We start from the raw sequence: 22,620 nt of genomic DNA, 5'->3' as shown, positions 1-22,620 counted from the left end.
GCCGTCAGTCTTCCTTCGGCAATGTCCAGAAAATTTGCACGCCGCCGTCATCGCGCCAGGCGAGGGTGACGTTATCGTTCTCGGCTATTTCTTCCAGCAACTGAGCCCAGTCGTCTTCCGGCTCGTCGGGCTGGCGAAAGATCAGGGCAGCCCTGGCTTTCTGGGCGGTAGTCGAGTTGATGATTTTTTGCACCCGGATGCCAAGGCGTTCGTAGGAGCCGGGAAGGGAGGGGGTCACTGCTGCGCTTTGTCTTGCCACGAAAAAAGATCCCTTGGGTTGCTGTACGGGCATACAGTATTTCACTGTCGGATCTTTCGCAACTCTTATGTAGGATCAGGTGCTTGTGTTTGGGGGTGTATCGCTGTTTATTGATTTTTCTGTCTTTTTTCCGTCTTTTCAGTGGCATTTTCTCTTGGTCGGCAGTGCTGCCGGCTGGCTTTATGTTAATTGACAAAAGCAGCACGCTTTCTTCATAGTTCTCACTCGCAAACGTTTGCGTATCGAGCCCAATGTTCGATCCTGCGTCGTTCGCCCGAAAAATAATCACAACATCGGAGATGAACTCATGAAGCTGCCATTCGCTGGACGTCTTCTCGCTGCCGCTATTCTCTCTGCCGCCACGGCAGTCACGCCCCTCTCTTTCGTCCATGCGCAGGAGGCTGAAAAGCCCAAGGTCGCTCTGGTCATGAAATCACTGGCCAACGAGTTCTTCCGCACCATGGAAGAGGGTGCCAAGGCCTACCAGAAAGAACATTCCAACGACTTCGACCTGGTTTCCAACGGCATCAAGGATGAGTCCGATACGGCCAGTCAGATCCGTATCGTCGAGCAGATGATCGTCTCCAGGGTTGATGCACTGGTCATCGCGCCTGCCGACTCCAAGGCGCTGGTGCCGGTGATCAAGAAGGCGATGGATGCCGGTATCCAGGTCGTCAACATTGATAACCAGCTTGATGCCTCCGTGCTGAAAAGCAAAAACATCGAAGTGCCTTTTGTAGGCCCGGATAACCGCAAGGGCGCTCGTCTGGTGGGTGAGTACCTGGCCAAGGATCTGAAGGCAGGCGATGAAGTCGGCATCATTGAAGGTGTGCCGACCACCACCAATGCCCAGCAACGTACCGCTGGCTTCAAGGACGCCATGGAAGCGGCGCAATTGAAGATTGTTTCCGTGCAGTCCGGTAACTGGGAAATCGACAAGGGCAACGCCGTTGCTGCCGCCATGCTCAATGAGTATCCAAACCTCAAGGCGCTGCTGGCGGGCAACGACAACATGGCGCTGGGTGCAGTGTCGGCGGTGCGTGCTGCAGGCAAGGCGGGTAAGGTGGCGGTGGTCGGTTACGACAATATCAACGCCATCAAGCCGATGCTCAAGGATGGTCGAGTGCTGGCCACTGCTGATCAGTCCGCTGCCAAACAGGCGGTTTTCGGTATCGAAGCGGCCTTGAAACTGGTCAGGAAGCAGCCGGTCGATAGCGTCAATGGCGTGATCGAAACCCCCGTCGAACTCGTCACCAAACCCTGATCTCTGTCTGGTAATGGCGCCTGCCTGAACCGGGCAGGCGTCGGGAGAACCTTATGTCAGCACCTGTCCAGGATGCTGTTCTGTCCATCAGCGGTATCGGCAAGACCTACGCCCAACCGGTGCTTGGCGATATCGATCTGACGCTGATGCGCGGCGAAGTGCTGGCCTTGACCGGCGAGAACGGCGCAGGCAAAAGCACTTTGTCGAAGATCATCGGCGGGCTGGTCGTGCCGGATGCCGGTGTGATGTCTTTCCAGGGCCAGCCTTATCAGCCGGCAAACCGTACGCAGGCTGAAAAGCTGGGCGTGCGCATGGTCATGCAGGAGTTGAACCTGCTGCCGACCCTGACGGTGGCTGAAAACCTGTTTCTGGATGACATGCCACGGTGCCTGGGCTGGATCGATCGCAAGGTTCTGCGCGAAAACGCTATCAAGGCCATGGCTCAAGTCGGGCTGGAAGCCATCGACCCGGATACGCTGGTCGGCGATCTTGGTATCGGCCACCAGCAGATGGTTGAAATCGCCCGTAACCTGGCAGGCGATTGTCATGTGCTGATTCTCGATGAGCCGACCGCGATGCTGACGTCGCGGGAAGTCGAGATGCTGTTCGAGCAGGTCAGTCGCCTGCAGGCGCGTGGCGTCTCGATCATTTATATCTCCCACCGTCTTGAGGAACTGGCCAGGGTCGCCCAGCGCATTGCTGTGTTGCGTGACGGCAAGCTGGTCTGCGTGGAGCCTATTGCCCGCTATGACAGCGAGCAACTGGTCACGCTGATGGTCGGGCGAGAGCTGGGTGAGCACATCGACATGGGGGCTCGGCAGATTGGTGAGGTCGCGCTGTCGGTCAAGGGCCTGGGGCGTGCTGGCAAGGTGCAGGACGTTTCGTTTCAGGTTCGCCGCGGCGAGATTTTCGGTATTTCCGGCCTGATCGGCGCGGGACGAACCGAGCTTTTGCGTCTGATCTACGGTGCCGACAAGGCCGATACCGGCAGCATCGAAGTGGGCCAGCCATTGCGTGAGGTGACCATCCGCTCACCGGCCGATGCCGTAGAGCATGGCATTGCGCTGATCACCGAAGACCGCAAGGGCGAGGGCCTGCTGATGTCGCAGTCGATCAGCGCCAACGTCGCGCTGGGCAATATGCCGGCCATCTCTCGCGGCGGTGTGGTCAGTGCCCGGGATGAGCTGGCCTTGGCGCAGCGGCAGGTCGCGGCCATGCGTATCCGCAGCTCCAGCCCGGCGCAACTGGTTTCGGAGCTTTCCGGCGGCAATCAGCAGAAGGTAGTGATCGGTCGCTGGCTGGAGCGTGACTGCCCGGTGATGCTGTTCGATGAGCCCACGCGGGGTATCGATGTGGGAGCCAAGTTCGACATCTACGCGCTATTGGGCGAACTGACTCGCCAGGGGCGAGCGCTGGTGGTGGTGTCCAGCGATCTGCGCGAACTCATGTTGATCTGTGACCGCATTGGCGTGCTGTCGGCAGGTCGCCTGATCGATACCTTCGAGCGCGACAACTGGACTCAGGATCAACTGCTCGCCGCTGCTTTTGCCGGCTATCAAAAACGTGATGCGTTGCTTAGCGAAGCGGCGCCCAGGAATGACTCATGAATAACCCTGTTTCCCAGACGCAGCCTTCAGCGGCCCGGAATTATTTCGGCCTCGGCACTTACCTCGGGCTGGCGGGCGCCTTGCTGGCGATGATTGTACTGTTCTCGCTACTGAGCGATCACTTCCTGTCATACCAGACCTTCAGTACCCTGGCCAACCAGATTCCGGACTTGATGGTGCTGGCGGTTGGCATGACGCTGGTGTTGATCATCGGTGGTATTGACCTCTCGGTGGGTTCGGTTCTGGCACTGGCCGCTTCGGCGGTGAGTGTTGCCATTCTGGGCTGGGGCTGGAGCGTATTCCCCGCGGCCTTGCTGGGCATCGCTTGCGCAACCCTGGCGGGCACCATTACCGGCTCGATCACCGTCGCATGGCGAATCCCGTCCTTTATCGTGTCGTTGGGCGTGCTGGAAATGGCGCGTGGCGTTGCGTATCAGATGACGGATTCGCGCACGGCCTACATCGGTGACTCCTTCGCCTGGCTGTCCAACCCGTTGGCCTTCGGGATTTCTCCCTCGTTCGTGATCGCGCTGCTGGTGATCTTCATTGCCCAGGCGGTGCTGACGCGCACGGTATTCGGTCGTTACCTGATCGGGATCGGCACCAACGAAGAAGCCGTGCGTCTGGCGGGGATCAATCCCAAGCCTTACAAGATTCTGGTGTTTTCGCTCATGGGCCTGCTGGCCGGTGTGGCGGCGCTGTTCCAGATATCCCGACTGGAAGCGGCTGATCCCAATGCCGGTGCGGGCCTGGAACTGCAAGTCATCGCGGCGGTGGTGATTGGCGGAACCAGCCTGATGGGTGGGCGCGGCTCGATTATCAGCACTTTCTTTGGCGTGCTGATCATTTCCGTGCTGGCAGCAGGTCTTGCGCAGATCGGTGCATCGGAGCCCACCAAACGCATCATCACCGGTGCCGTGATCGTGATCGCGGTGGTCCTGGATACTTATCGTAGCCACCGGGCGCGGCGGCAGGGCTGATATGGCAACCATCAAAGACGTCGCGGCGCTGGCAGGGATTTCCTACACCACGGTGTCCCATGTGCTGAACAAGACCCGCCCGGTGAGTGATCCGGTCCGGATCAAGGTCGAGGCGGCCATTGCCCAACTCGATTATGTGCCCAGCGCCGTTGCCCGTTCGCTCAAGGCCAAGACCACCTCGACGATCGGGCTGTTGATTCCCAACGGTATCAACCCTTACTTCGCCGAACTGGCGCGAGGGATCGAGGATCATTGCGAGCGTAACGGCTTTTGCGTGATCCTCTGCAACTCCGACGACAATCCGGAAAAGCAGCGCAACTACTTGCGCGTGCTGCTGGAGATGCGTGTCGACGGCCTGATCGTGTCCTCGGTGGGCGGCGATGTCAGTATCGCGGGCGGTCTGGCAGAGGTGCGCACGCCCCTGGTGATTGTCGACCGCGAGCTTGAGGGCATCGATGCCGACATGGTACGTATCGACCACGAGCACGGCGCCTACCTGGCGACCCGTCACTTGCTCGATCTGGGGCATCGCGATATTGCCTGCATCGGCGGGCCGGACAATACGGTGGTGGCCGATATGCGTTTTGTCGGTTATCGGCGCGCCATGCAGGAAGCGGGTATCGAGGTGCTGCCTGAATGGACGATCCACAGTGATTTCACCAGCTCTGCCGGTCATGAGGCGGCGGTCGGTCTGTTGGCTGGCCATCGGCCTACCGCCATTTTTGCTGGCAACGACGTGATTGCCATTGGCGTGTTGCGAGCAGCGGCCGAGCGCAATATTCCGGTTCCCCGTGAGCTGTCGGTGATCGGTTTCGACGATATCCAGATGAGTCGCTATGTCTATCCCGCGTTGACCACTGTCGGGCAGTCGATCATGCAACTGGGGGAAACAGCAGCAGAAATGCTGTTGTCCAGGATTGTCGGAGCCTCGACCGAATTGCCCGGCAGACGCCTTGTAACTCCCAGTGTCGTGGTGCGTGAATCCACTGCGCCGCCGAACAATGCCTTCAATGAGTTGCGCTGAAATACAGCGCCGAGCGAATGAGCCATGCAAGCAAAAATAGTGATAGTTGGCAGCCTCAACATGGACCTGGTGATTCGCGCCCAGCGTTTGCCGCGACCCGGTGAAACCCTTGCCGGAGAATCCTTCATGACCGTGCCCGGCGGCAAGGGAGCCAATCAGGCCGTGGCGGCTGCTCGCCTGGGTGGCAGCGTGGCGATGATCGGATGCGTGGGTGAAGATGCCTATGGCGAACAGTTGCGCGGCGCGTTGCTGGCAGAAGGCATCGATTGTCGCGCAGTCACGTCGGTGTCCGGTGTGTCCACCGGTATTGCCTCGATTGTGGTGGATGACAACAGCCAGAACGCGATCATTATTGTCGCCGGGGGGAATGCTCAACTGACGCCTTCTCTGATCGGGGTGTTCGATGCGCTGTTGGTCGCTGCCGAAGTGGTCATATGCCAGCTCGAAGTGCCGATGGAAACGGTCCACTACACCTTGTCCCGTGCCCGTGAGCTGGGCAAGACCGTCATTCTCAATCCTGCACCGGCTTCCTCGCCCTTGCCGCAAGAGTGGTACGGGTTGATTGACTACCTGATTCCCAATGAAAGCGAGGCGCAGGCGCTGACAGGAATCGTGGTGGATTCGCCTGTGTCGGCACAGGAGGCGGCGAAAGCGCTGCTGGCGGCCGGGGCTCGTAATGTCATCATCACATTGGGAGAGCAGGGTAGCCTGCTGGCCAATGCCCAGGGTTTTGAGCACGTGCCAGCGCAGCCGGTGAAGGCTGTTGATACGACCGCGGCAGGTGATACCTTTGTCGGCGGTTTTGCCTCGGCTCTTTCGCAAGGCAGGAGCGAGTCCGAAGCGATCCGTTTTGCTCAGGTTGCGGCGGCACTGTCTGTTACCCGTGCCGGTGCTCAGCCTTCGATACCGACATTCGATGAAGTGCAGGAATTCAAAGCCTCATGAAAAAGACACCTCTTCTCAATATTGCCTTGTCCCGTGTGATTGCTTCACTGGGGCATGGCGATATCCTCATGATCGTCGACGCCGGCATGCCCGTGCCTGCGGGTGTCGAACTGATCGACCTGGCTTTGACCCAGGGCGTGCCGGATTTCGCCAGTGTGCTGGATGTCGTGCTGTCGGAAATGCAGGTCGAAAGCCATGTGCTGGCCAGCGAGATGGTGAACGTACAGCCTCCGGGGCTGCGAGTGATCGAGGCCCTGGCACTTGATGAACAACTGGGCCAGCAGCGCTGGGTGAGTCATGAAGAATTGAAAGTCTTGAGCCGTAGCGCCAAGGCTATCGTGCGTAGCGGGGAATGCCAGCCGTATAGCAATGTGGCTTTGGTGGCCGGCGTAGTTTTCTAAGGAAGTCTTTAACAGGGAGTAAATCATGCAGGTATTGAAATTTTCCAGGCAACTACTGTGGAGCCTATCGCTTTTGTCCATTCTCGGTATGAGTGCCGCGCAGGCGGCTGAAAAGCGCAACCTGATCATCGACACCGATCCGGGGGCTGACGATGTGGTCGCATTGCTGCTGGCGCTGGCCTCTCCAGAAGAACTGAACGTGATGGCGATCACCACGGTGGCAGGCAATGTGCGTCTGGACAAGACCTCGCGCAATGCCCGGCTTGCCCGCGAGTGGGCGGGGCGTGAGGAAGTTCCAGTCTATGCCGGTGCGCCAAAGCCTCTGGTACGTACGCCGATCTATGCCGAAAACGTGCATGGCCAGGAAGGGTTGCCGGGTGTGCCGATCCACGAACCTGCAAAGGGGCTGGCCGAAGGGAACGCCGTCAATTACCTGATCGACACGCTGAAAAAAGCCGAGCCGCACAGCATCACCATTGCCATGCTCGGTCCACAGACCAATCTGGCGCTGGCACTGGTTCAGGCACCTGAAATCACCCAGGGGATCAAGGAAGTCGTGGTCATGGGCGGCGCGCACTTCAATGGCGGCAACATCACGCCGACTGCCGAGTTCAACCTGTTCGCCGATCCTCATGCGGCGCAGATCGTCCTGGCAAGCGGCGTCAAGCTGACCTATGTGCCGTTGGACGTGACCCACAAGATCCTGACCAGCGAGCAGCGTCTGCAGAAGATCGCCGCACTGGGCAATCAGGCTGGCAAGCTGGTCGGTGGCATTCTCGATGAGTACGTCAAGCTGGATATGGAGCATTACGGCCTGCCTGGCGGGCCTGTCCATGATGCGAGCGTGATTGCCTGGCTGCTTCAGCCGGAGCTGTTTTCAGGTCGGCAGATCAACCTGGCCATCGATAGCCGCGATGGCATCGGCTTTGGTCAGACCGTCGCAGACTGGCACGGCACGCTCAAACAGCCACAGAACGTGTTCTGGGTCGAGAATGGCGACGCCCAAGGCTTTTTCGATCTGCTGACCAGCCGGTTGGCCCGTTTGAAGTGAGTTGTTGTGCTTCAGGCAGGTAGCTCCGCCGGGGAGTACCTGCTCAGCACCTGGCTGAGAAAGGTTCGGGCACCTTCGGTGCCCAGTTCCTTGACCAGCAGGTCGACGGCAATGATCGTAAGCTCTTCTGCCGTGCCCGGGCTGTGCGAGCAATGTCCCTGAGGCCATTTGGCCTTGATATCCGCATCGATGGATATGATTGTCATGTCTGTCTCGTCTCGTGTGAAAGCAGCGCATCATCCTGAGCGTTGCCGAATGCCTGGACGCCGTGTGCAGTAGATCATTCCACGCACAGGGTGACACTTCTACTTAGGCATCATGTCGGTTTATCGATAGCCTATGCGAATAAACGTTTTGTGACGATTTTTGGCTGCGCATGTACTCGTTCTCTGGGGCAGACTTTTGCGGCGTGTGGGCCTGTGTCTGCAACCAATGCGCCTGGATGCGGTCGCACATGGTCTGAACATGTTCATTGGAAGAGGAGGGTGTATGCCCCGCAAATTTGCAACATTGGGTTTTGTCGCTTTGGCAGCGTTGATGGCAGGGTGCAGTTCCACATCGGGATCGTCTCCCGAAACTGCCCAGGCGCCAGCTTCTCATGCAGGGCATGGTCGCTGCGATGCGGCCCAGGCCCAGTCGGCGGTGGGTCAGCAGGCTTCGGCTGCATTGCTGGCTCAGGTGCGTACTCAATCCGGCTCGAATGAAGCACGGATTCTGGGTCCCAACGATATGGTCACGCTGGAGTATCGCTCCGACCGTGTGAATATCAATGCGGATGCCAGTGGCAAGGTGATTCGCGTCAACTGCGGTTGATGCCTGCATTTCCCCTTTTCATAAAAAAACCCGTCCATTGAGACGGGTTTTTTTCAAGTCAGGTGGATCAGACCACAGTGACTTCTTCTGCTTGCATGCCTTTCTGGCCTTTGGCAGCAACGAAAGAAACGGTCTGGCCTTCTTTCAGGCTTTTGAAACCGTCGCTCTGGATTGCTTTGAAGTGAACGAACAGGTCGTCACCGCCACCTTGTGGAGTGATAAAGCCGAAGCCTTTTTCATCGTTGAACCATTTTACGGTGCCGGTTTGGCGATTAGACATGGTGTATCTCCAAGAACATAGTTTTTCAGTAGAACGTGCTGCTCAGGCCAACTGGGCACACCGAGCCATAATAGTCGAAATGTAAGAAAAGAGAGCCCTTTAGGTAGGAACTTTGAATCAGAATCGAGTAGATGCAGGGCGTCATATTATCGTTGTGCAAAAGTAATATGACAGGTCGCGCGATGGAGGAGGTGTTTCTGCTGCGCCGAAAGCCACGTTTTACGGGGCTTTCGGGCAAATTCTCCGGTGCCTTCAACAATCGTTGAGAGTGGTTCGCTTCAAGCGCCGTGGGAAATTATTTTTTTGCTGCACTGCAGTTTTCAGCGACCAGTTTTTGCAGTTTTGAAGCCAGGGCCGGGTTTTGAGAGGCGTCGGCGCTGAGACTGGCGATTTCCTTGTCCGAGAAATGACTGTCGACCTGTTTTGCGCCGCAATCGCAGTGGGCCTTGGCTGTCTTGTCGTCCAGCTTGTGCTGTTTCGCGGCGTTGACACATTCTTGAGTGAAGGCTGAGCGAGTCGCGCTGTCCATCGCCGCTTGAGCGGTCAGCGGTCCGGCCAGGGCGGCACAGGCAAGCAGGGCAGGCATAAGGTGAAAGCGCTTCATGGTGTTCTCCTTTACTGGAAGAGTCATACAGGAACCCGATTTATTCAGACGGTCTTGAGCGGCTCCAGTTCAGGCGATATGCAAAAACGCTCTATTTCCATACTCATCGGGCAGGTTGTGCGTGTGAATCGATGTGGCTGTGCTAGGATGCGCGTCCTGTAGATTCTTTGCCCCGTGGCTCAATGGTCATCGGCGCGGCACATGCAGGTTTTTTTCGCACAATCCAGTCATCTGGTTCGGTTGAAGGTTGGCCTGAAAGGCTCCTGCCACTGTGAGGCAGGCATACCACCGAATCACGTACTGGCTCATCCCAACCCACGTGACCTTTGGTAGGGGTCACCACTAGGAGAGGAGGCGCCATGCCCACCATTACTCTTCCCGACGGCAGTCAACGTTCATTCGATCATCCGGTTTCCGTAGCCGATGTCGCACTTTCCATTGGTGCCGGTCTGGCCAAGGCCACCGTGGCCGGTAAAGTCGATGGCAAGCTCGTCGACGCCTGCGACCTCATCGAAGGCGATGCCAGCCTGCAGATCATCACCCCCAAGGATCAGGAAGGACTGGAAATCATCCGCCACTCCTGCGCTCACCTTGTAGGGCATGCTGTCAAGCAACTGTACCCGACCGCCAAGATGGTTATCGGTCCGGTCATCGACGACGGCTTTTATTACGATATCGCCTACGAGCGTCCGTTCACGCCTGATGACATGGCTGCCATCGAGCAGCGCATGCAGCAGCTGATCGAGAAAGATTACGACGTCATCAAGAAAGTGACGCCGCGTGCAGAAGTGATCGAAGTGTTCGCTTCGCGCCAGGAAGACTACAAGCTGCGTCTGGTCGAGGACATGCCCGATCAGCAGGCCATGGGCCTGTACTATCACGAAGAATACGTCGACATGTGCCGCGGTCCGCACGTGCCGAACACCCGCTTTCTCAAGTCTTTCAAGCTGACCAAGCTGTCCGGTGCCTACTGGCGTGGCGATGCCAAGAACGAGCAGTTGCAGCGCGTCTATGGCACCGCCTGGGCGGACAAGAAGCAGCTGGCTGCTTATATCCAGCGCATCGAAGAAGCTGAAAAGCGTGATCATCGCAAGATCGGCAAGCGCCTGGGGTTGTTCCACACCCAGGAAGAAGCGCCGGGCATGGTGTTCTGGCATCCGCAGGGCTGGACCCTGTATCAGGTGCTTGAGCAGTACATGCGCAAAGTGCAGCGCGAGAACGGCTATCTGGAAATCAAGACTCCGCAGGTGGTCGACCGCTCGCTCTGGGAGAAATCCGGGCACTGGGCCAACTACGCCGACAACATGTTCACCACCGAGTCCGAGAGTCGCGACTACGCCATCAAGCCAATGAACTGCCCGTGCCACGTGCAGGTGTTCAATCAGGGCCTGAAAAGCTACCGTGAACTGCCGCTGCGTCTGGCCGAGTTCGGTGCCTGCCACCGTAACGAGCCGTCGGGTGCATTGCACGGCATCATGCGCGTGCGTGGTTTCACTCAGGACGATGCGCACATTTTCTGCACCGAAGAGCAAATGCAGTCCGAGTCAGCCGCTTTCATCAAGCTGACCCTGGATGTGTATGCCGATTTCGGCTTCAAGGACATCGAACTCAAGCTGTCGACCCGTCCTGAAAAGCGCGTAGGCTCCGACGAATTGTGGGATCGCGCCGAGTCGGCACTGGCTTCTGCGCTCGACAGCGCTGGCCTGCCTTACGATCTGCAGCCGGGCGAGGGCGCTTTCTATGGTCCGAAAATCGAGTTTTCCCTGAAGGATTGTCTCGGTCGTGTCTGGCAATGTGGTACCTTGCAGCTCGATTTCAACCTGCCGATCCGTCTGAGCGCCGAGTACGTCTCGGAAGATAACGGTCGCAAGCACCCGGTCATGTTGCACCGTGCCATCCTCGGATCCTTCGAGCGTTTCATCGGTATTCTGATCGAACATTACGAAGGCGCATTCCCGGCCTGGCTTGCTCCGACGCAGGCAGTGATCATGAATATCACTGATAAACAGGCAGATTTTGCCCTTGAAGTCGAAAAAACTCTGTCTCAAAGCGGATTTCGTGCCAAGTCCGACTTGAGAAATGAAAAGATCGGCTTTAAAATCCGCGAGCATACTTTGCTCAAGGTCCCTTATCTCCTCGTGATTGGAGATCGGGAAGTTGAAACGCAAACTGTCGCTGTGCGTACACGCGAAGGCGCTGACCTCGGTTCAATGCCGGTCGCCCAATTCGCTGAATTCCTCGCACAAGCGGTTTCCCGGCGTGGTCGCCAAGATTCGGAGTAATTATTATTAAGCGTGAAATGAGACAAGATAAACGAGCTGCACCCAAGGCCCCGATCAATGAGAATATCTCGGCCCGCGAGGTTCGGTTAATTGGCGCTGACGGCGAGCAGATTGGCATCGTCTCGATTGATGAAGCGCTTCGTATAGCCGAAGAGGCGAAGCTGGATCTGGTAGAGATTTCTGCCGACGCAGTACCTCCGGTCTGCCGTGTCATGGACTACGGCAAATCGATCTTTGAAAAGAAGAAACAGGTTGCTGCAGCGAAGAAAAACCAGAAGCAGATCCAGGTTAAAGAAATCAAGTTTCGTCCAGGGACGGAGGAAGGGGATTACCAGGTAAAACTACGCAACCTGGTACGTTTCCTGAGTGACGGGGACAGGGCCAAGGTATCGTTGAGATTCCGCGGTCGTGAGATGGCCCACCAGGAGCTGGGTATGGAATTGTTGAAGCGGGTTGAAGCTGACCTGCTCGAATACGGTTCCGTCGAACAGCATCCTAAGATGGAAGGACGCCAGCTGATCATGGTCATCGCCCCGAAAAAGAAGAAGTAACCACCAGGGCACGGCAGGCCTTGCGGTTATGTTTATCAACTGAATGCGGAGTATCCGAACATGCCAAAGATGAAGACTAAAAGTGGTGCAGCTAAGCGGTTTTTGAAAACTGCGAACGGCATCAAGCACAAACACGCTTTCAAGAGCCACATCCTGACCAAAATGTCGACCAAGCGTAAGCGTCAACTGCGCGGTAGCAGCTTGCTGCATCCGTCTGACGTGGCAAAAGTCGAGCGCATGCTGCGCCTTCGTTAATTTTGATCAAGAATAGAGGAAGTTACTCATGGCTCGTGTAAAGCGTGGCGTCATTGCCCGTAAGCGTCACAAAAAAATTCTGAAACTTGCTAAAGGCTACTACGGCGCGCGTTCACGCGTATTCCGTGTTGCCAAGCAAGCGGTAATCAAGGCAGGCCAATACGCCTACCGTGACCGTCGTCAGAAAAAACGTCAGTTCCGCGCTCTGTGGATCGCTCGTATCAACGCTGGTGCTCGTACCAACGGTCTGTCTTACAGCCGTTTGATCGCTGGCCTGAAAAAGGCGTCCATCGAGATCGACCGTAAGGTTCTGGCTGATCTGGCAGTGAACGAAAAAGCGGCGTTTGCTGCGATTGTCGAGAAAGCTAAAGCCACTTTGGCCTAAGTCCCCGACAATCACCGGTTTCGGGTTCCGGAACCGGTTTTGAACGTCATAAATAGGGGAAGAGCCTTTGGCTCTTCCCCTATTTCGTATCTGGAGTCTGTACATGGAAAACCTGGACGCGCTGGTCTCGCAAGCTCTTGAGGCTGTGCAAAGCGCCGAAGATATCAATGCCCTGGAGCAAATCCGGGTTCACTACCTCGGCAAGAAAGGCGAGTTGACTCAGGTGATGAAGACCCTGGGGAACCTGCCTGCTGAAGAGCGTCCGCAAGTCGGCGCCCTGATCAACGTTGCCAAGGAGCGTGTCACAGAGGTTCTCAATGCCCGCAAGGCGTCGTTTGAGCAGGCAGAACTGACTGCCAGGCTCGCGGCCGAGTGCATTGACGTGACCTTGCCGGGACGCGGTCAGACCTCCGGTGGTCTGCACCCGATCACCCGGACTCTGGAACGTATCGAACAATTCTTTACCCACATCGGCTACGGCATTGCCGAAGGCCCTGAGGTCGAAGACGATTACCATAACTTCGAGGCGCTCAACATCCCTGGCCACCACCCGGCGCGGGCGATGCATGACACCTTCTATTTCAATGCGAACATGCTGCTTCGTACCCACACCTCGCCAGTGCAGGTGCGGACCATGGAATCGCAACAGCCGCCGATCCGCATCGTATGCCCGGGTCGTGTATATCGCTGTGACTCGGATATCACCCACTCGCCGATGTTCCACCAGATCGAAGGCCTGCTGGTTGACCGCGATATCAACTTCGCGGATCTGAAAGGCACCATCGAAGAGTTCCTGCGCGTGTTTTTCGAGAAAGAGCTGGCGGTTCGTTTCCGTCCTTCGTTCTTCCCGTTCACCGAGCCTTCCGCTGAAGTCGATATGGAGTGCGTGATGTGCAGCGGCAAAGGCTGCCGCGTCTGCAAGCAGACCGGCTGGCTGGAAGTCATGGGCTGCGGAATGGTCCACCCCAACGTGCTGCGCATGTCCGGCATCGATCCTGAAGAGTTCCAGGGCTTTGCTTTCGGCATGGGTGTAGAGCGTCTGGCAATGCTGCGTTACGGCGTCAATGACTTGCGCCTGTTCTTCGACAACGACCTGCGGTTCCTGGCGCAATTTCGCTAGAACGCATGCCCGTAACGAATCTATTAGGAGAGCAGGATGAAATTCAGTGAACAATGGTTGCGTGGCTGGGTAAGCCCGCAGGTTTCCCGGGACGAGCTGGTTGCCCGTCTGTCGATGGCCGGTCTTGAGGTTGATAGCGTTACGCTGGCCGCCGGCATCTTCACCGGTGTGGTCGTAGGCGAAGTCCTGAGCACCGAGCAACACCCTGACGCTGACAAGCTGCGTGTTTGTCAGGTCAGCAATGGCAGCGAGACTCTGCAGGTTGTATGTGGCGCGCCAAACGTACGTCCAGGCCTGAAGATTCCGTTCGCAATGATCGGCGCCGAGCTTCCTGGCGACTTCAAGATCAAGAAAGCCAAGCTGCGTGGCGTCGAGTCCAACGGCATGCTGTGCTCCGCTGCCGAGCTGCAACTGGGCGAGGGTAACGATGGACTGATGGAGCTGGCTGCCGATGCGCCAGTGGGTCAGGACATTCGCGTTTACCTGGAGCTGGACGATGCCAGCATCGAAGTCGACCTGACGCCAAACCGTGGCGATTGCCTGTCGGTTGCCGGTCTGGCTCGCGAAGTCGGCGCGCTGTATGCCGCCCAGGTTACTCGTCCGCACGTGGCACCTGTTGCTGCCGTACATGACGAAGTGCGTCCTGTCGAGTTGCTGGCACCTGCTGCCTGCCCACGCTACCTGGGTCGAGTGATCCGCAACGTCGACCTGTCGCGTCCTACACCGCTGTGGATGGTAGAGCGCCTGCGTCGTTCGGACGTGCGCAGCATCGATGCAGCCGTCGATATCACCAACTACGTCATGCTGGAGCTGGGTCAGCCGCTGCATGCATTCGATCTGGCCGAAATCAATGGCGGGATTCGCGTGCGCATGGCCGAGGAGGGCGAGAAGCTTGTCCTGCTCGATGGCCAGGAAGTCAGCCTGCGTGCCGACACCCTGGTCATTGCCGACCACCAGCGTGCCTTGGCCATCGCTGGCATCATGGGGGGTGAGCACAGTGGCGTGACTACCAAAACCCAGGATATTTTCCTGGAAAGCGCTTTCTTCGACACCATCTCGGTGGCTGGCAAGGCCCGTTCCTATGGCCTGCACACCGATGCCTCGCACCGTTACGAGCGTGGCGTGGACTGGCAGCTTGCCCGTGAAGCCATGGAGCGTGCCACTGGCTTGCTGCTGGAAATCACTGGTGGTGAAGCCGGCCCGATCATTGAAGCGGTCAGCGAGCAGCACCTGCCTTCGATTGCTTCGGTGACCTTGCGTGCAAGCCGCGTTGAGCAAATGCTCGGTCTGGTCATTGAAAACGCTGAAATCGAGCGTCTGCTGACGGCGCTGGGCTTGACCCTGAGCAACGAGTCCGCTGGTCAGTGGCGCGTTGAAGTACCAAGTCATCGCTTCGATATCAGTCTGGAAGTCGACCTGATCGAAGAACTGGCGCGTCTGTACGGTTACAACCATCTGCCGGTTCGTTACCCGCAAGCCCGTCTGGCACCTCAAGCCAAGGCCGAAGCGCGTGGCGATCTGCCAGAGCTGCGTCGCCTGCTGGTTGCTCGCGGTTATCAGGAAGCGATCACTTACAGCTTCATCGATCCGAAGGCTTTCGAGCTGTTCAATCCGGGCGTCGAGCCGCTACTGCTGGCTAACCCGATCTCCAACGATATGGCTGCCATGCGCTCCTCGCTGTGGCCAGGTTTGGTCAAGGCTCTGCAACATAACCTCAACCGTCAGCAGGACCGGGTTCGCATGTTTGAAAGCGGGCTGCGGTTTGTCGGTCAGCTTGATGGCCTCAAGCAAGAGCCGATGCTGGCCGGTGTGGTCTGCGGCAGCCGCCTGCCTGAAGGCTGGGCACAAGGTCGTGATGCGGTCGATTTCTTCGACGTGAAAGCGGACGTGGAAGCAGTGCTTGGTTTTGCCGGTGCATTGGGTGAGTTCACCTTCTCTGCAGGTCAGCACCCAGCCTTGCACCCTGGCCAGACCGCTCGCATCGAGCGCGATGGTCGTGAAGTCGGCTTCCTGGGCGCCATTCATCCTGAACTGGCAAAAACGCTGGGCCTCGATCGCCCGGTGTTCGTGTTCGAGCTGATTCTGGGCGAAGTTGCCACGGGCTGTCTGCCGAAATTCCACGAGCTTTCCCGCTTCCCGGAAGTGCGTCGCGACCTGGCTCTGCTGGCTGATCGGGACGTCAATGCAAGCGCAGTTCTTGACGTTATTCGTGAAAATGCAGGCGAATGGCTCACAGACCTCAGGCTATTTGACGTTTATCAGGGTAAAGGCATTGATCCGCATAGAAAAAGCCTTGCAGTTGGCTTGACCTGGCAGCATCCATCGCGCACTCTTAATGACGATGAGGTAAACGCAACGACACTTGCTATCCTCAACTCACTTGAGGAACGGTTAAACGTCACGTTAAGGAAGTAGCGTATGGGGGCTCTGACGAAAGCTGAGATGGCCGAACGTCTGTACGAAGAGCTGGGCCTGAATAAACGAGAAGCCAAGGAATTGGTTGAGCTGTTCTTTGAGGAAATCAGGCACGCTCTGGAAGACAACGAGCAGGTGAAATTGTCAGGATTCGGCAATTTCGATCTGCGCGACAAACGCCAGCGGCCTGGTAGAAATCCAAAGACCGGCGAGGAGATTCCGATCACTGCTCGCCGTGTGGTCACCTTTCGTCCAGGGCAGAAGTTGAAGGCCCGAGTTGAGGCTTATGCTGGAACCAAGTCATAACGACGAGCTACCGCCTATCCCGGGCAAACGCTACTTCACCATTGGTGAAGTCAGCGAGCTCTGCGCGGTCAAGCCGCACGTTCTGCGCTATTGGGAGCAGGAGTTTCCTCAACTCAACCCCGTCAAGCGACGCGGGAACCGTCGGTATTATCAGCGACTGGACGTGCTGATGATCCGTCAGATCCGCGCTTTGCTCTACGACCAGGGCTTCACCATCGGTGGAGCCCGGTTGCGTCTTTCCAGTGGCGAGGCGAAGGACGATACCCAGCCCAACAAGCAGATGATCCGGCAGATGATTGCCGAACTGGAAGATGTACTGGTCATTCTCCGTGCATGATGAGTGAGCAAGATACTTCCATAATTCAAAAGCTTAGGGTATATTCCTCATCGCTTTCGCACGTTGCGAAACAGTTTCACGCCTAGTCGGGGCGTAGCGCAGTCCGGTAGCGCACTAGCATGGGGTGCTAGGGGTCGAGTGTTCGAATCACTCCGTCCCGACCATATTTTTCAATGATTTAGCCCAATCTGTGAAGGTTGGGCTTTTTCATGTGCGTGAGATTTGCGGGGTTTCCGGTTTTCTCATGTTTTTCCTCTCGACATTGTTCGTCCCAACTAGCTGCCAAACGTGTATTTCCGGTCGTGAATGCAGATTTTAGTGACCCACCATAAAAAGCTCTGCACAAGAACCGATCCCCCACATCTTCACCGCCTGTCTGCTGCTCTGCACTCCCGACACTTCCTGCCTCTCTCAACCTTACGCGCAGACATCCTGCGCACAGAAAGGAGAGTCGCCATGGAAATCGAAAACAACGGACCTGAGAGCGCTTACCCAGGGCCGTCTGAGAAGACGACCGACACCGGTGAAGGGCATGGCTCCGGTCTTGATCAGGTCAGTTCCGAGCCAAAGCAGGGTGGTGGTGATCGCCCGGAAGACTGGAACCCACCTCCGGGCCATCCTGGGTCTGGCGATGATGCTCAAGCGGATCAGGAAAACGATGACGAACCCAAGACGGACAGCCTCATCGATGCAGAGTAGAGGCTTTAGCGGCTTCATATCAGAGAGGTCAATAAAGGTCCTTTCGATAAGTGAAATCGACTCGGCCTTATGCCTGTAACTTCATGTTGTTATGTGGTTTGTGTGCCGTGTAGACATAAAAATTTACACATGCTCTGTCAGACAAAAACCACATCTGCAACCTTGGTCTAGACTGCAGTGTTAATCCGCTACACAGCGTCTACAGGGACGGTCAAATGCTTTCTCATCTTGAACTGCGTCACGTTATGGAAGTGGCCTTCAGGCCTACGATCTGCAAATGCACCATCAGCCCGGACGGGTTGATGTCCATCGAACTGAGAAACCCGGAAACCCACATCCCGGAGCTGACAATGACCGGGATTTCCACTGCCAAACTCAGTGGTGGTCGTGCAATTGCGGCATTGGTGGGGGAGATCAAGGACGAGGCCAGGCGCGTCAAGGCGGCGGATAAGGACGAGATCAAGCGCCAGGGATAGGGCTCATATGACAAGGCCCGCATCTGGCGGGCTTGGGGGAGAATCACATCATTTCATGCCAGGTCCTCTCCCTGCACCAAGACTGAAACCGACCCACCCACAGCCGCTTTGGTCTTCACTTTCAAAGCCAGGTCGGCGCGCCTTAAATATCGCGCGTTCTTGCCCTGTAACCACTAAAGATTCTCGCTCCATATCCGATGCAGTATGCAACCTTCCTCGGATACACATCATGTTCAATTCCCATTTGAAACAAGCCAACAAGGCACTGGAACTTCGACTGGCCATGCTGGAGCAGGCCGGTCAGGTTCTGGATCTGGAAACTGTAGCTGCTGTACTGGATGGTCGAGGGAATGTGAAATCCATCAATGCGCTGTTTGAGGCCGAGCTTGGTTACTCGTCCAGCGAGATTGTCGGGCGTCGTCTTGAGGAACTGAGTCCGTCGGAGTTGAGCGGTGATGTTCACCAGAAGCGGGCTCTGGATGCTATTCGGGAAGGGAAGCATTTTAGCGGGACGCTACGGTTGAATCACAAGCAGGGTTCTAAGGTCTGGCTGCGGACGATTGTCGTGCCGTTCAGGAATGAAACCGGTGGCATCGAGCAAGTCACGTTGTACTCAAGCGTATTGACGCGCACGATTGAGGCGTCCCGGGAGAATGAAGCGCTGGTCAATGCCTTGCAGCGTTCCACGGCTGTCATCGATTTTACGCTCGATGGAATTGTGACCAGCGCGAATGACAACTTCCTCAAAGCCATGGGCTATGACCTTGCCCAGATCAAAGGCAAGCACCACAGCATTTTTTGTACGCCGGAAGAGTCCGGTTCAGAAGCCTATAGAAGCTTCTGGGAAAGACTGCGCAGAGGTGAGTTCATCGTCAATCGCTTCCGTCGGGTCGATAAATACGGGCGGGATGTGTGGCTTGAGGCTTCTTATAACCCCATCACCGATGCGAATGGCAAGCTGTATAAAATTGCCAAATTCGCAACCGTCATCACTGAACAGGTCGAGCGTGAAAAGGCGGTGTCCGAGGCATCGAACATGGCGTATCAAACCTCTGTCCAGACTGACAGCTCTGCCCAGCAGGGACGTGAAGTCATCAAGAGTACGGTCGAGGTTCTGGATCGTCTGACCCGTTCCATGCAAGAGGCGACTCAAGGCATTGAAGCGCTTGATTCCCAGAGCCAGGTTATCGGGACAATCGTCAAGACCATCAGCAGCATTGCCGAGCAGACGAACCTGCTCGCTCTCAACGCTGCCATCGAAGCTGCCCGCGCCGGTGAGCAGGGCAGAGGTTTTGCCGTGGTGGCCGATGAGGTTCGGCAACTGGCTTCCCGAACCACCAAGGCAACGGAAGATATTGTGAGTGTGGTCAAGGAAAACCAGAGCCTTGCTTCGGGGGCTGTTGGCGTGATTGAGCGCAGTACCGATCAGGCCAACGAGGCGTTGACACTGGCCAATGATGCAGACCGTGTGATCCAGGAGATTCAGCAAGGTGCGAACTCCGTGGTGCGTGCAGTCAGCAGCTTCGTTAATCAGAACACCAATTAAGCGCCTGTTCTGGTAGACCGACATCAGCGCTTTCGCGTGTTTGAATGTGTGCGGGTGTAGGGACGTTTTTATTTGAAAGCGCTCTAGACCCGCACAGCCGTATACAGCGCCTTGATCAAATCCGACTGGGTAATGATGCCCACCAGATGCCGCTGGGCGTCGATGATCGGAACATGCCGATGGCCATTTTCCGAAAACACTGGCACCAGATCGGTCAGCAGGCGTTCGGCACTGGCGACGCGCACTTTGCGGGTCATGATCTCGCCGACGATGCTCGCCGGTTGTTTGTTACTCACTTGACGCAACAGTGCCCTCAGGTGCCAGCCCACGCCTTCGTGGGCGTCCAGGTCGATCTGCTTCATGAAATCCGCCACTGTCACGATGCCCATCAGATGGCGTTGCCGGTCGATCACCGGCAAGGCCTTGATCTTGTGCCGCCGCATCAAGGCCCAGGCCTCACGTAGCGGCATTTCCTGACGGGCGACAATCGGCGCAGTGCTCATCACGTCTGCGCAGCGGATCTCGCCCATATTGCGCTGGTAGGCCGAGGCCTCCGCACGCTCCAACAGTTCGTGAAGGTCGTCACGGCTGACGTCCAGCACCTGATTGTAATGGGCGAGGGCGGCATCCAGATCCGCATCACTGAAACGGCTGGCAGGCGAGTCGCTTTTTGCCTGCTGGACATGCGGCCAGGGGCGGCGGGTCAGATTGTTGTAGATCACGCCGGCTGCTACCAGCAGCAACGAGTCGAGCATGACCGGGCTCAGTGCGTACACAAACTGATCGCAACCGGTAATCACCATCAATAGCGCTGCCGCGCCTCCCGGCGGATGCAGGCAACGGGTCGCCAGCATCGCGGCAATCGCCAGACTGACCGCCAGCGCGGCAGCCAGCGTTGCATCGGGAATCCATTTGGCGCAGGCAATGCCTGCCAGCGCCGAAACCGTGTTGCCACCCACCACGGACCATGGCTGTGCCAACGGGCTTGATGGCACGGCAAACACCAGTACCGCACTGGCCCCGATGGGCGCGACGATGGCCATGGCCAGAAAGCTGTTCTCTATGGCATGTGCGCCGTGCAGCCAGAGTGCAGCAACGGTGGCGACCAACAGAATGCCCAAGGCCGCGCCGATGCTGGCGCGTACTTTCTCTCGGGTGTCGATGGCGTGGGGTGCAGGCCATAGCGAGCGCAAGCGCGCCACAAGGGTTATGTTGGAGGGTGAAGGCATGTTCAGGTCAACCGTGGATAATTGAAAACTGTGGGGCGTGTGGTCCCGGACTGCTGCCGTGTTTCAGCGCTCGGTTCCCCAGCGCAATGGTTTTTCCCGCACGCTCTCTTCTTCGTGGACGCCGAGAGAGGTCTTGAGCAGATCACTGCGGCTGACAATCCCCACCACTTCCAGGCTGCTCGCGTCGCGTACCACGGGGATGCGTTCAAGTCCCAAGGCAAGCAGGCGTCCGGCCAACTGGCGGCAGTTGTCACCCGGCAGGCTGAAGGCGGGCGGCTCTGAAAACAGATCGCCCAAGCGTTTGGCGGAGTTATCCATGACCTGGCGGTCGACCATCCCGAGCAGGCGGCCTTGATGCACGACGGGATAGGCTCGATGCGCCTGGTTGCTGCCAAAAGCCTGTTCACGAGCGTGATCGAGGGAGCAATCGGCATCGAGAGTCCGCACCTGGCGAGTCATGATCTCGCCTGCTTCGTGACGTTCCAGCGGGTCCACCGAGTATTCCCGGTAGATGTGAAGGCCGCGGCGTGCGATTTTCTCGGTCATGATCGAACGCTTGGCGACCAGAACCGTCAGCGCGTAGGCCACGGTAACAGTCAGCAGCAGTGGCAGCAGGGCTTCTAGGTCATGGCTCAGCCCCAAGGCGAAAACCACAGCGGTCAGCGGTGCGCCCAGCACTCCGGCGAGTGTCGCGGCCATGCACACCAGCGGCCAGAGCGCGCCTTGGCCGCCGGGCAGCACATGGGCCAATGCCGCGCCCAGTCCCGCTCCCAGCATCAGCAATGGTGCGAGTACGCCACCGGAAGTACCTGAGCCCAGGGCGATCACCCAAATGATTGCCTTGACCGCCAGCAATGCCAGTGCAGCGCTCAGCAGTAGATGGTCGTTGAGCAGATCGCCGATGACATCAAAACCGATGCCCAGTGCGCGAGGCTCGAAATAACCGCCAACGCCAATCGCCAGCCCGCCCAGCGCTGGCCACCACATCCAGTGCAGCGGCAGACGACCGAACAGGTCCTCGACGCGGTACAACGACCAGGACAGCACCATGCACAATACTCCGCTGGCCAGCCCGGCAAGTACGCAACCCCACATGATCATCGGAGTCACCGGGGGCGTCTGCACCGCGAACAGAGGCTCGCTGTACAGCAACTGACCGCGCAGAAAACCCGCGACCGCGCAGGCAATCGCCACTGGCACCAGACTGCGCGGGCGCAACTCGAACAGCAGCAGTTCCACGGCCAGCAACACCGCCGCAATCGGTGTACCGAACACGGCTGTCATCCCGGCAGTGGCTCCGGCCACCAGCAATGTCTTGCGCTCGGCAGCACTGAGATGGATGTGCTGCGCAATCAGCGATCCAATCGAACCGCCGGTCATGATGATCGGCCCTTCGGCACCAAATGGCCCGCCACTGCCAATCACAATGGCCGAAGACAGTGGCTTGAGCGCAGCGACCCGAAACGACAGCTTGCTCTTGCCGAACAGAATCGCCTCGATGGCTTCGGGAATGCCATGGCCACGGATCTTGCTGGAACCGTAACGAGCCATCAGCCCCACGATCAGGCCGCCCAGTACGGGTATGGCAATGGCCCACAATCCCAGATGGCTGTCCGCTGGGGAGACGGCGGCAAACGACAGGCGCTGAAAGTAAAACAGATTAGTGCCTAGATGAATCAACGCCAGCAGGAGGGCCGCAGCAGCCACGGCCAGCGCCCCGATCGGTACCGCCAGAGCGATCAGGGCCAACACCCGATAGTCCACGGCAAAGTCACGTTTATGCCGCATGCT

Annotated in this window: 25 protein-coding genes, 1 tRNA gene and 1 pseudogene; 21 read left to right on the top strand and 6 right to left on the bottom strand. The window is 57.6% G+C overall.

What is annotated here, in order from left to right:
- Positions 1 to 4 precede the first annotated feature (4 nt).
- Positions 5 to 259 carry a DUF1654 domain-containing protein gene (locus KGD89_RS14395; RefSeq protein ID WP_025260471.1) on the bottom strand — a complete coding sequence of 85 codons (255 nt, stop codon included), beginning with the start codon at positions 257 to 259 and terminating at the stop codon, positions 5 to 7.
- Between the two features lie 307 nt (positions 260 to 566).
- Here KGD89_RS14395 and KGD89_RS14390 point away from each other — a divergent pair, with 307 nt between their 5' ends.
- The 7 genes from KGD89_RS14390 to KGD89_RS14360 are packed head-to-tail and all read left to right on the top strand — an operon-like array spanning position 567 to position 7,531.
- Positions 567 to 1,523 (top strand): sugar ABC transporter substrate-binding protein, encoded by a 957-nt coding sequence (locus tag KGD89_RS14390; protein ID WP_025260470.1) that lies wholly within the window; start codon positions 567 to 569, stop codon positions 1,521 to 1,523.
- 53 nt (positions 1,524 to 1,576) lie between these two features.
- Positions 1,577 to 3,130, top strand: a complete 1,554-nt coding sequence (locus tag KGD89_RS14385; RefSeq protein WP_025260469.1) for a sugar ABC transporter ATP-binding protein — start codon at positions 1,577 to 1,579, stop codon at positions 3,128 to 3,130.
- Positions 3,127 to 4,110: an ABC transporter permease gene (locus KGD89_RS14380; protein ID WP_025260468.1), complete on the top strand. Its 984-nt coding sequence runs from the start codon at positions 3,127 to 3,129 to the stop codon at positions 4,108 to 4,110. Before KGD89_RS14385 ends, KGD89_RS14380 begins: the two co-directional genes overlap by 4 nt.
- 1 nt (position 4,111) lies before the next feature.
- Positions 4,112 to 5,134, top strand: coding sequence for a LacI family DNA-binding transcriptional regulator (locus KGD89_RS14375; RefSeq protein WP_213149628.1), 1,023 nt, complete (start codon positions 4,112 to 4,114; stop codon positions 5,132 to 5,134).
- Positions 5,135 to 5,158: 24 nt separating this feature from the next.
- Positions 5,159 to 6,079, top strand: a complete 921-nt coding sequence (rbsK, locus tag KGD89_RS14370) for a ribokinase (RefSeq protein ID WP_025260466.1) — start codon at positions 5,159 to 5,161, stop codon at positions 6,077 to 6,079.
- Positions 6,076 to 6,480: a D-ribose pyranase gene (gene rbsD, locus KGD89_RS14365; protein ID WP_025260465.1), complete on the top strand. Its 405-nt coding sequence runs from the start codon at positions 6,076 to 6,078 to the stop codon at positions 6,478 to 6,480. The genes rbsK and rbsD overlap by 4 nt, the downstream gene beginning before the upstream one ends.
- A gap of 25 nt (positions 6,481 to 6,505) precedes the next feature.
- Positions 6,506 to 7,531 carry a nucleoside hydrolase gene (locus tag KGD89_RS14360; protein ID WP_025260464.1) on the top strand — a complete coding sequence of 342 codons (1,026 nt, stop codon included), beginning with the start codon at positions 6,506 to 6,508 and terminating at the stop codon, positions 7,529 to 7,531.
- A gap of 11 nt (positions 7,532 to 7,542) precedes the next feature.
- Here KGD89_RS14360 and KGD89_RS14355 read toward each other — a convergent pair whose 3' ends face one another.
- The gene (locus KGD89_RS14355; RefSeq protein WP_025260463.1) at positions 7,543 to 7,737 is read right to left on the bottom strand and encodes a hypothetical protein; all 195 of its coding nucleotides are present in this window, start codon (positions 7,735 to 7,737) and stop codon (positions 7,543 to 7,545) included.
- Between the two features lie 283 nt (positions 7,738 to 8,020).
- On the opposite strand from KGD89_RS14355, the gene KGD89_RS14350 reads away from it, so the two are divergent.
- A complete protein-coding gene (locus tag KGD89_RS14350; RefSeq protein WP_025260462.1) occupies positions 8,021 to 8,344 on the top strand; it encodes an I78 family peptidase inhibitor in 324 nt (107 codons plus the stop codon).
- A gap of 67 nt (positions 8,345 to 8,411) precedes the next feature.
- Here KGD89_RS14350 and KGD89_RS14345 read toward each other — a convergent pair whose 3' ends face one another.
- Together KGD89_RS14345 and KGD89_RS14340 are read right to left on the bottom strand one after the other, a co-directional pair.
- Complete coding sequence (locus tag KGD89_RS14345; RefSeq protein WP_024685433.1) at positions 8,412 to 8,624, bottom strand: cold-shock protein; 213 nt, start codon at positions 8,622 to 8,624, stop codon at positions 8,412 to 8,414.
- 295 nt (positions 8,625 to 8,919) lie between these two features.
- A complete protein-coding gene (locus KGD89_RS14340; protein WP_025260461.1) occupies positions 8,920 to 9,228 on the bottom strand; it encodes a hypothetical protein in 309 nt (102 codons plus the stop codon).
- Positions 9,229 to 9,587: 359 nt separating this feature from the next.
- Between KGD89_RS14340 and thrS the strand changes: the two genes are divergently transcribed.
- The 13 genes and pseudogenes from thrS (at position 9,588) to KGD89_RS26435 (ending at position 19,600) form a co-directional block, all read left to right on the top strand.
- Positions 9,588 to 11,510, top strand: coding sequence for a threonine--tRNA ligase (gene thrS / locus KGD89_RS14335; RefSeq protein WP_025260460.1), 1,923 nt, complete (start codon positions 9,588 to 9,590; stop codon positions 11,508 to 11,510).
- Positions 11,510 to 12,061 carry a translation initiation factor IF-3 gene (gene infC / locus KGD89_RS14330; protein ID WP_172604547.1) on the top strand — a complete coding sequence of 184 codons (552 nt, stop codon included), beginning with the start codon at positions 11,510 to 11,512 and terminating at the stop codon, positions 12,059 to 12,061. The genes thrS and infC overlap by 1 nt, the downstream gene beginning before the upstream one ends.
- A gap of 60 nt (positions 12,062 to 12,121) precedes the next feature.
- Positions 12,122 to 12,316 carry a 50S ribosomal protein L35 gene (gene rpmI / locus KGD89_RS14325; RefSeq protein WP_002553160.1) on the top strand — a complete coding sequence of 65 codons (195 nt, stop codon included), beginning with the start codon at positions 12,122 to 12,124 and terminating at the stop codon, positions 12,314 to 12,316.
- A 28-nt stretch (positions 12,317 to 12,344) separates the two neighbouring features.
- Complete coding sequence (gene rplT, locus KGD89_RS14320) at positions 12,345 to 12,701, top strand: 50S ribosomal protein L20 (protein ID WP_016963673.1); 357 nt, start codon at positions 12,345 to 12,347, stop codon at positions 12,699 to 12,701.
- 103 nt (positions 12,702 to 12,804) lie between these two features.
- The gene (gene pheS, locus KGD89_RS14315; RefSeq protein ID WP_024685429.1) at positions 12,805 to 13,821 is read left to right on the top strand and encodes a phenylalanine--tRNA ligase subunit alpha; all 1,017 of its coding nucleotides are present in this window, start codon (positions 12,805 to 12,807) and stop codon (positions 13,819 to 13,821) included.
- Positions 13,822 to 13,857: 36 nt separating this feature from the next.
- Entirely contained in the window at positions 13,858 to 16,236 is a 2,379-nt protein-coding gene (pheT, locus tag KGD89_RS14310; protein ID WP_025260458.1) for a phenylalanine--tRNA ligase subunit beta, read from the top strand.
- A gap of 3 nt (positions 16,237 to 16,239) precedes the next feature.
- Positions 16,240 to 16,542, top strand: a complete 303-nt coding sequence (gene ihfA / locus KGD89_RS14305; RefSeq protein ID WP_002553164.1) for an integration host factor subunit alpha — start codon at positions 16,240 to 16,242, stop codon at positions 16,540 to 16,542.
- Positions 16,523 to 16,879, top strand: coding sequence for a MerR family transcriptional regulator (locus KGD89_RS14300; protein ID WP_025260457.1), 357 nt, complete (start codon positions 16,523 to 16,525; stop codon positions 16,877 to 16,879). The genes ihfA and KGD89_RS14300 overlap by 20 nt, the downstream gene beginning before the upstream one ends.
- A gap of 87 nt (positions 16,880 to 16,966) precedes the next feature.
- Positions 16,967 to 17,043, top strand: a tRNA-Pro gene (locus KGD89_RS14295).
- A 292-nt stretch (positions 17,044 to 17,335) separates the two neighbouring features.
- Positions 17,336 to 17,578, top strand: a complete 243-nt coding sequence (locus KGD89_RS14290) for a hypothetical protein (protein ID WP_025260456.1) — start codon at positions 17,336 to 17,338, stop codon at positions 17,576 to 17,578.
- A 215-nt stretch (positions 17,579 to 17,793) separates the two neighbouring features.
- Positions 17,794 to 18,054 (top strand): DUF1652 domain-containing protein, encoded by a 261-nt coding sequence (locus KGD89_RS14285; RefSeq protein WP_025260455.1) that lies wholly within the window; start codon positions 17,794 to 17,796, stop codon positions 18,052 to 18,054.
- Positions 18,055 to 18,061: 7 nt separating this feature from the next.
- Positions 18,062 to 19,012 (top strand): annotated as a pseudogene (locus tag KGD89_RS26440) (PAS domain-containing protein); the annotation flags it as partial.
- 78 nt (positions 19,013 to 19,090) lie between these two features.
- The gene (locus tag KGD89_RS26435; protein WP_397430411.1) at positions 19,091 to 19,600 is read left to right on the top strand and encodes a methyl-accepting chemotaxis protein; all 510 of its coding nucleotides are present in this window, start codon (positions 19,091 to 19,093) and stop codon (positions 19,598 to 19,600) included.
- An 83-nt stretch (positions 19,601 to 19,683) separates the two neighbouring features.
- On the opposite strand, the gene KGD89_RS14275 is transcribed toward KGD89_RS26435, so the two are convergent.
- Both KGD89_RS14275 and KGD89_RS14270 read right to left on the bottom strand, forming a co-directional pair.
- Positions 19,684 to 20,829, bottom strand: coding sequence for an HPP family protein (locus tag KGD89_RS14275; protein WP_025260453.1), 1,146 nt, complete (start codon positions 20,827 to 20,829; stop codon positions 19,684 to 19,686).
- Between the two features lie 63 nt (positions 20,830 to 20,892).
- Positions 20,893 to 22,617 carry a chloride channel protein gene (locus KGD89_RS14270; RefSeq protein WP_025260452.1) on the bottom strand — a complete coding sequence of 575 codons (1,725 nt, stop codon included), beginning with the start codon at positions 22,615 to 22,617 and terminating at the stop codon, positions 20,893 to 20,895.
- Positions 22,618 to 22,620 lie beyond the last annotated feature (3 nt).

Origin of the sequence: Pseudomonas cichorii (assembly GCF_018343775.1) — a bacterium.
Lineage (GTDB): Bacteria > Pseudomonadota > Gammaproteobacteria > Pseudomonadales > Pseudomonadaceae > Aquipseudomonas > Aquipseudomonas cichorii.
The sequence above is the reverse complement of the archived record's forward strand: the minus strand, read 5'-3'. Positions and strand labels throughout refer to the sequence as shown.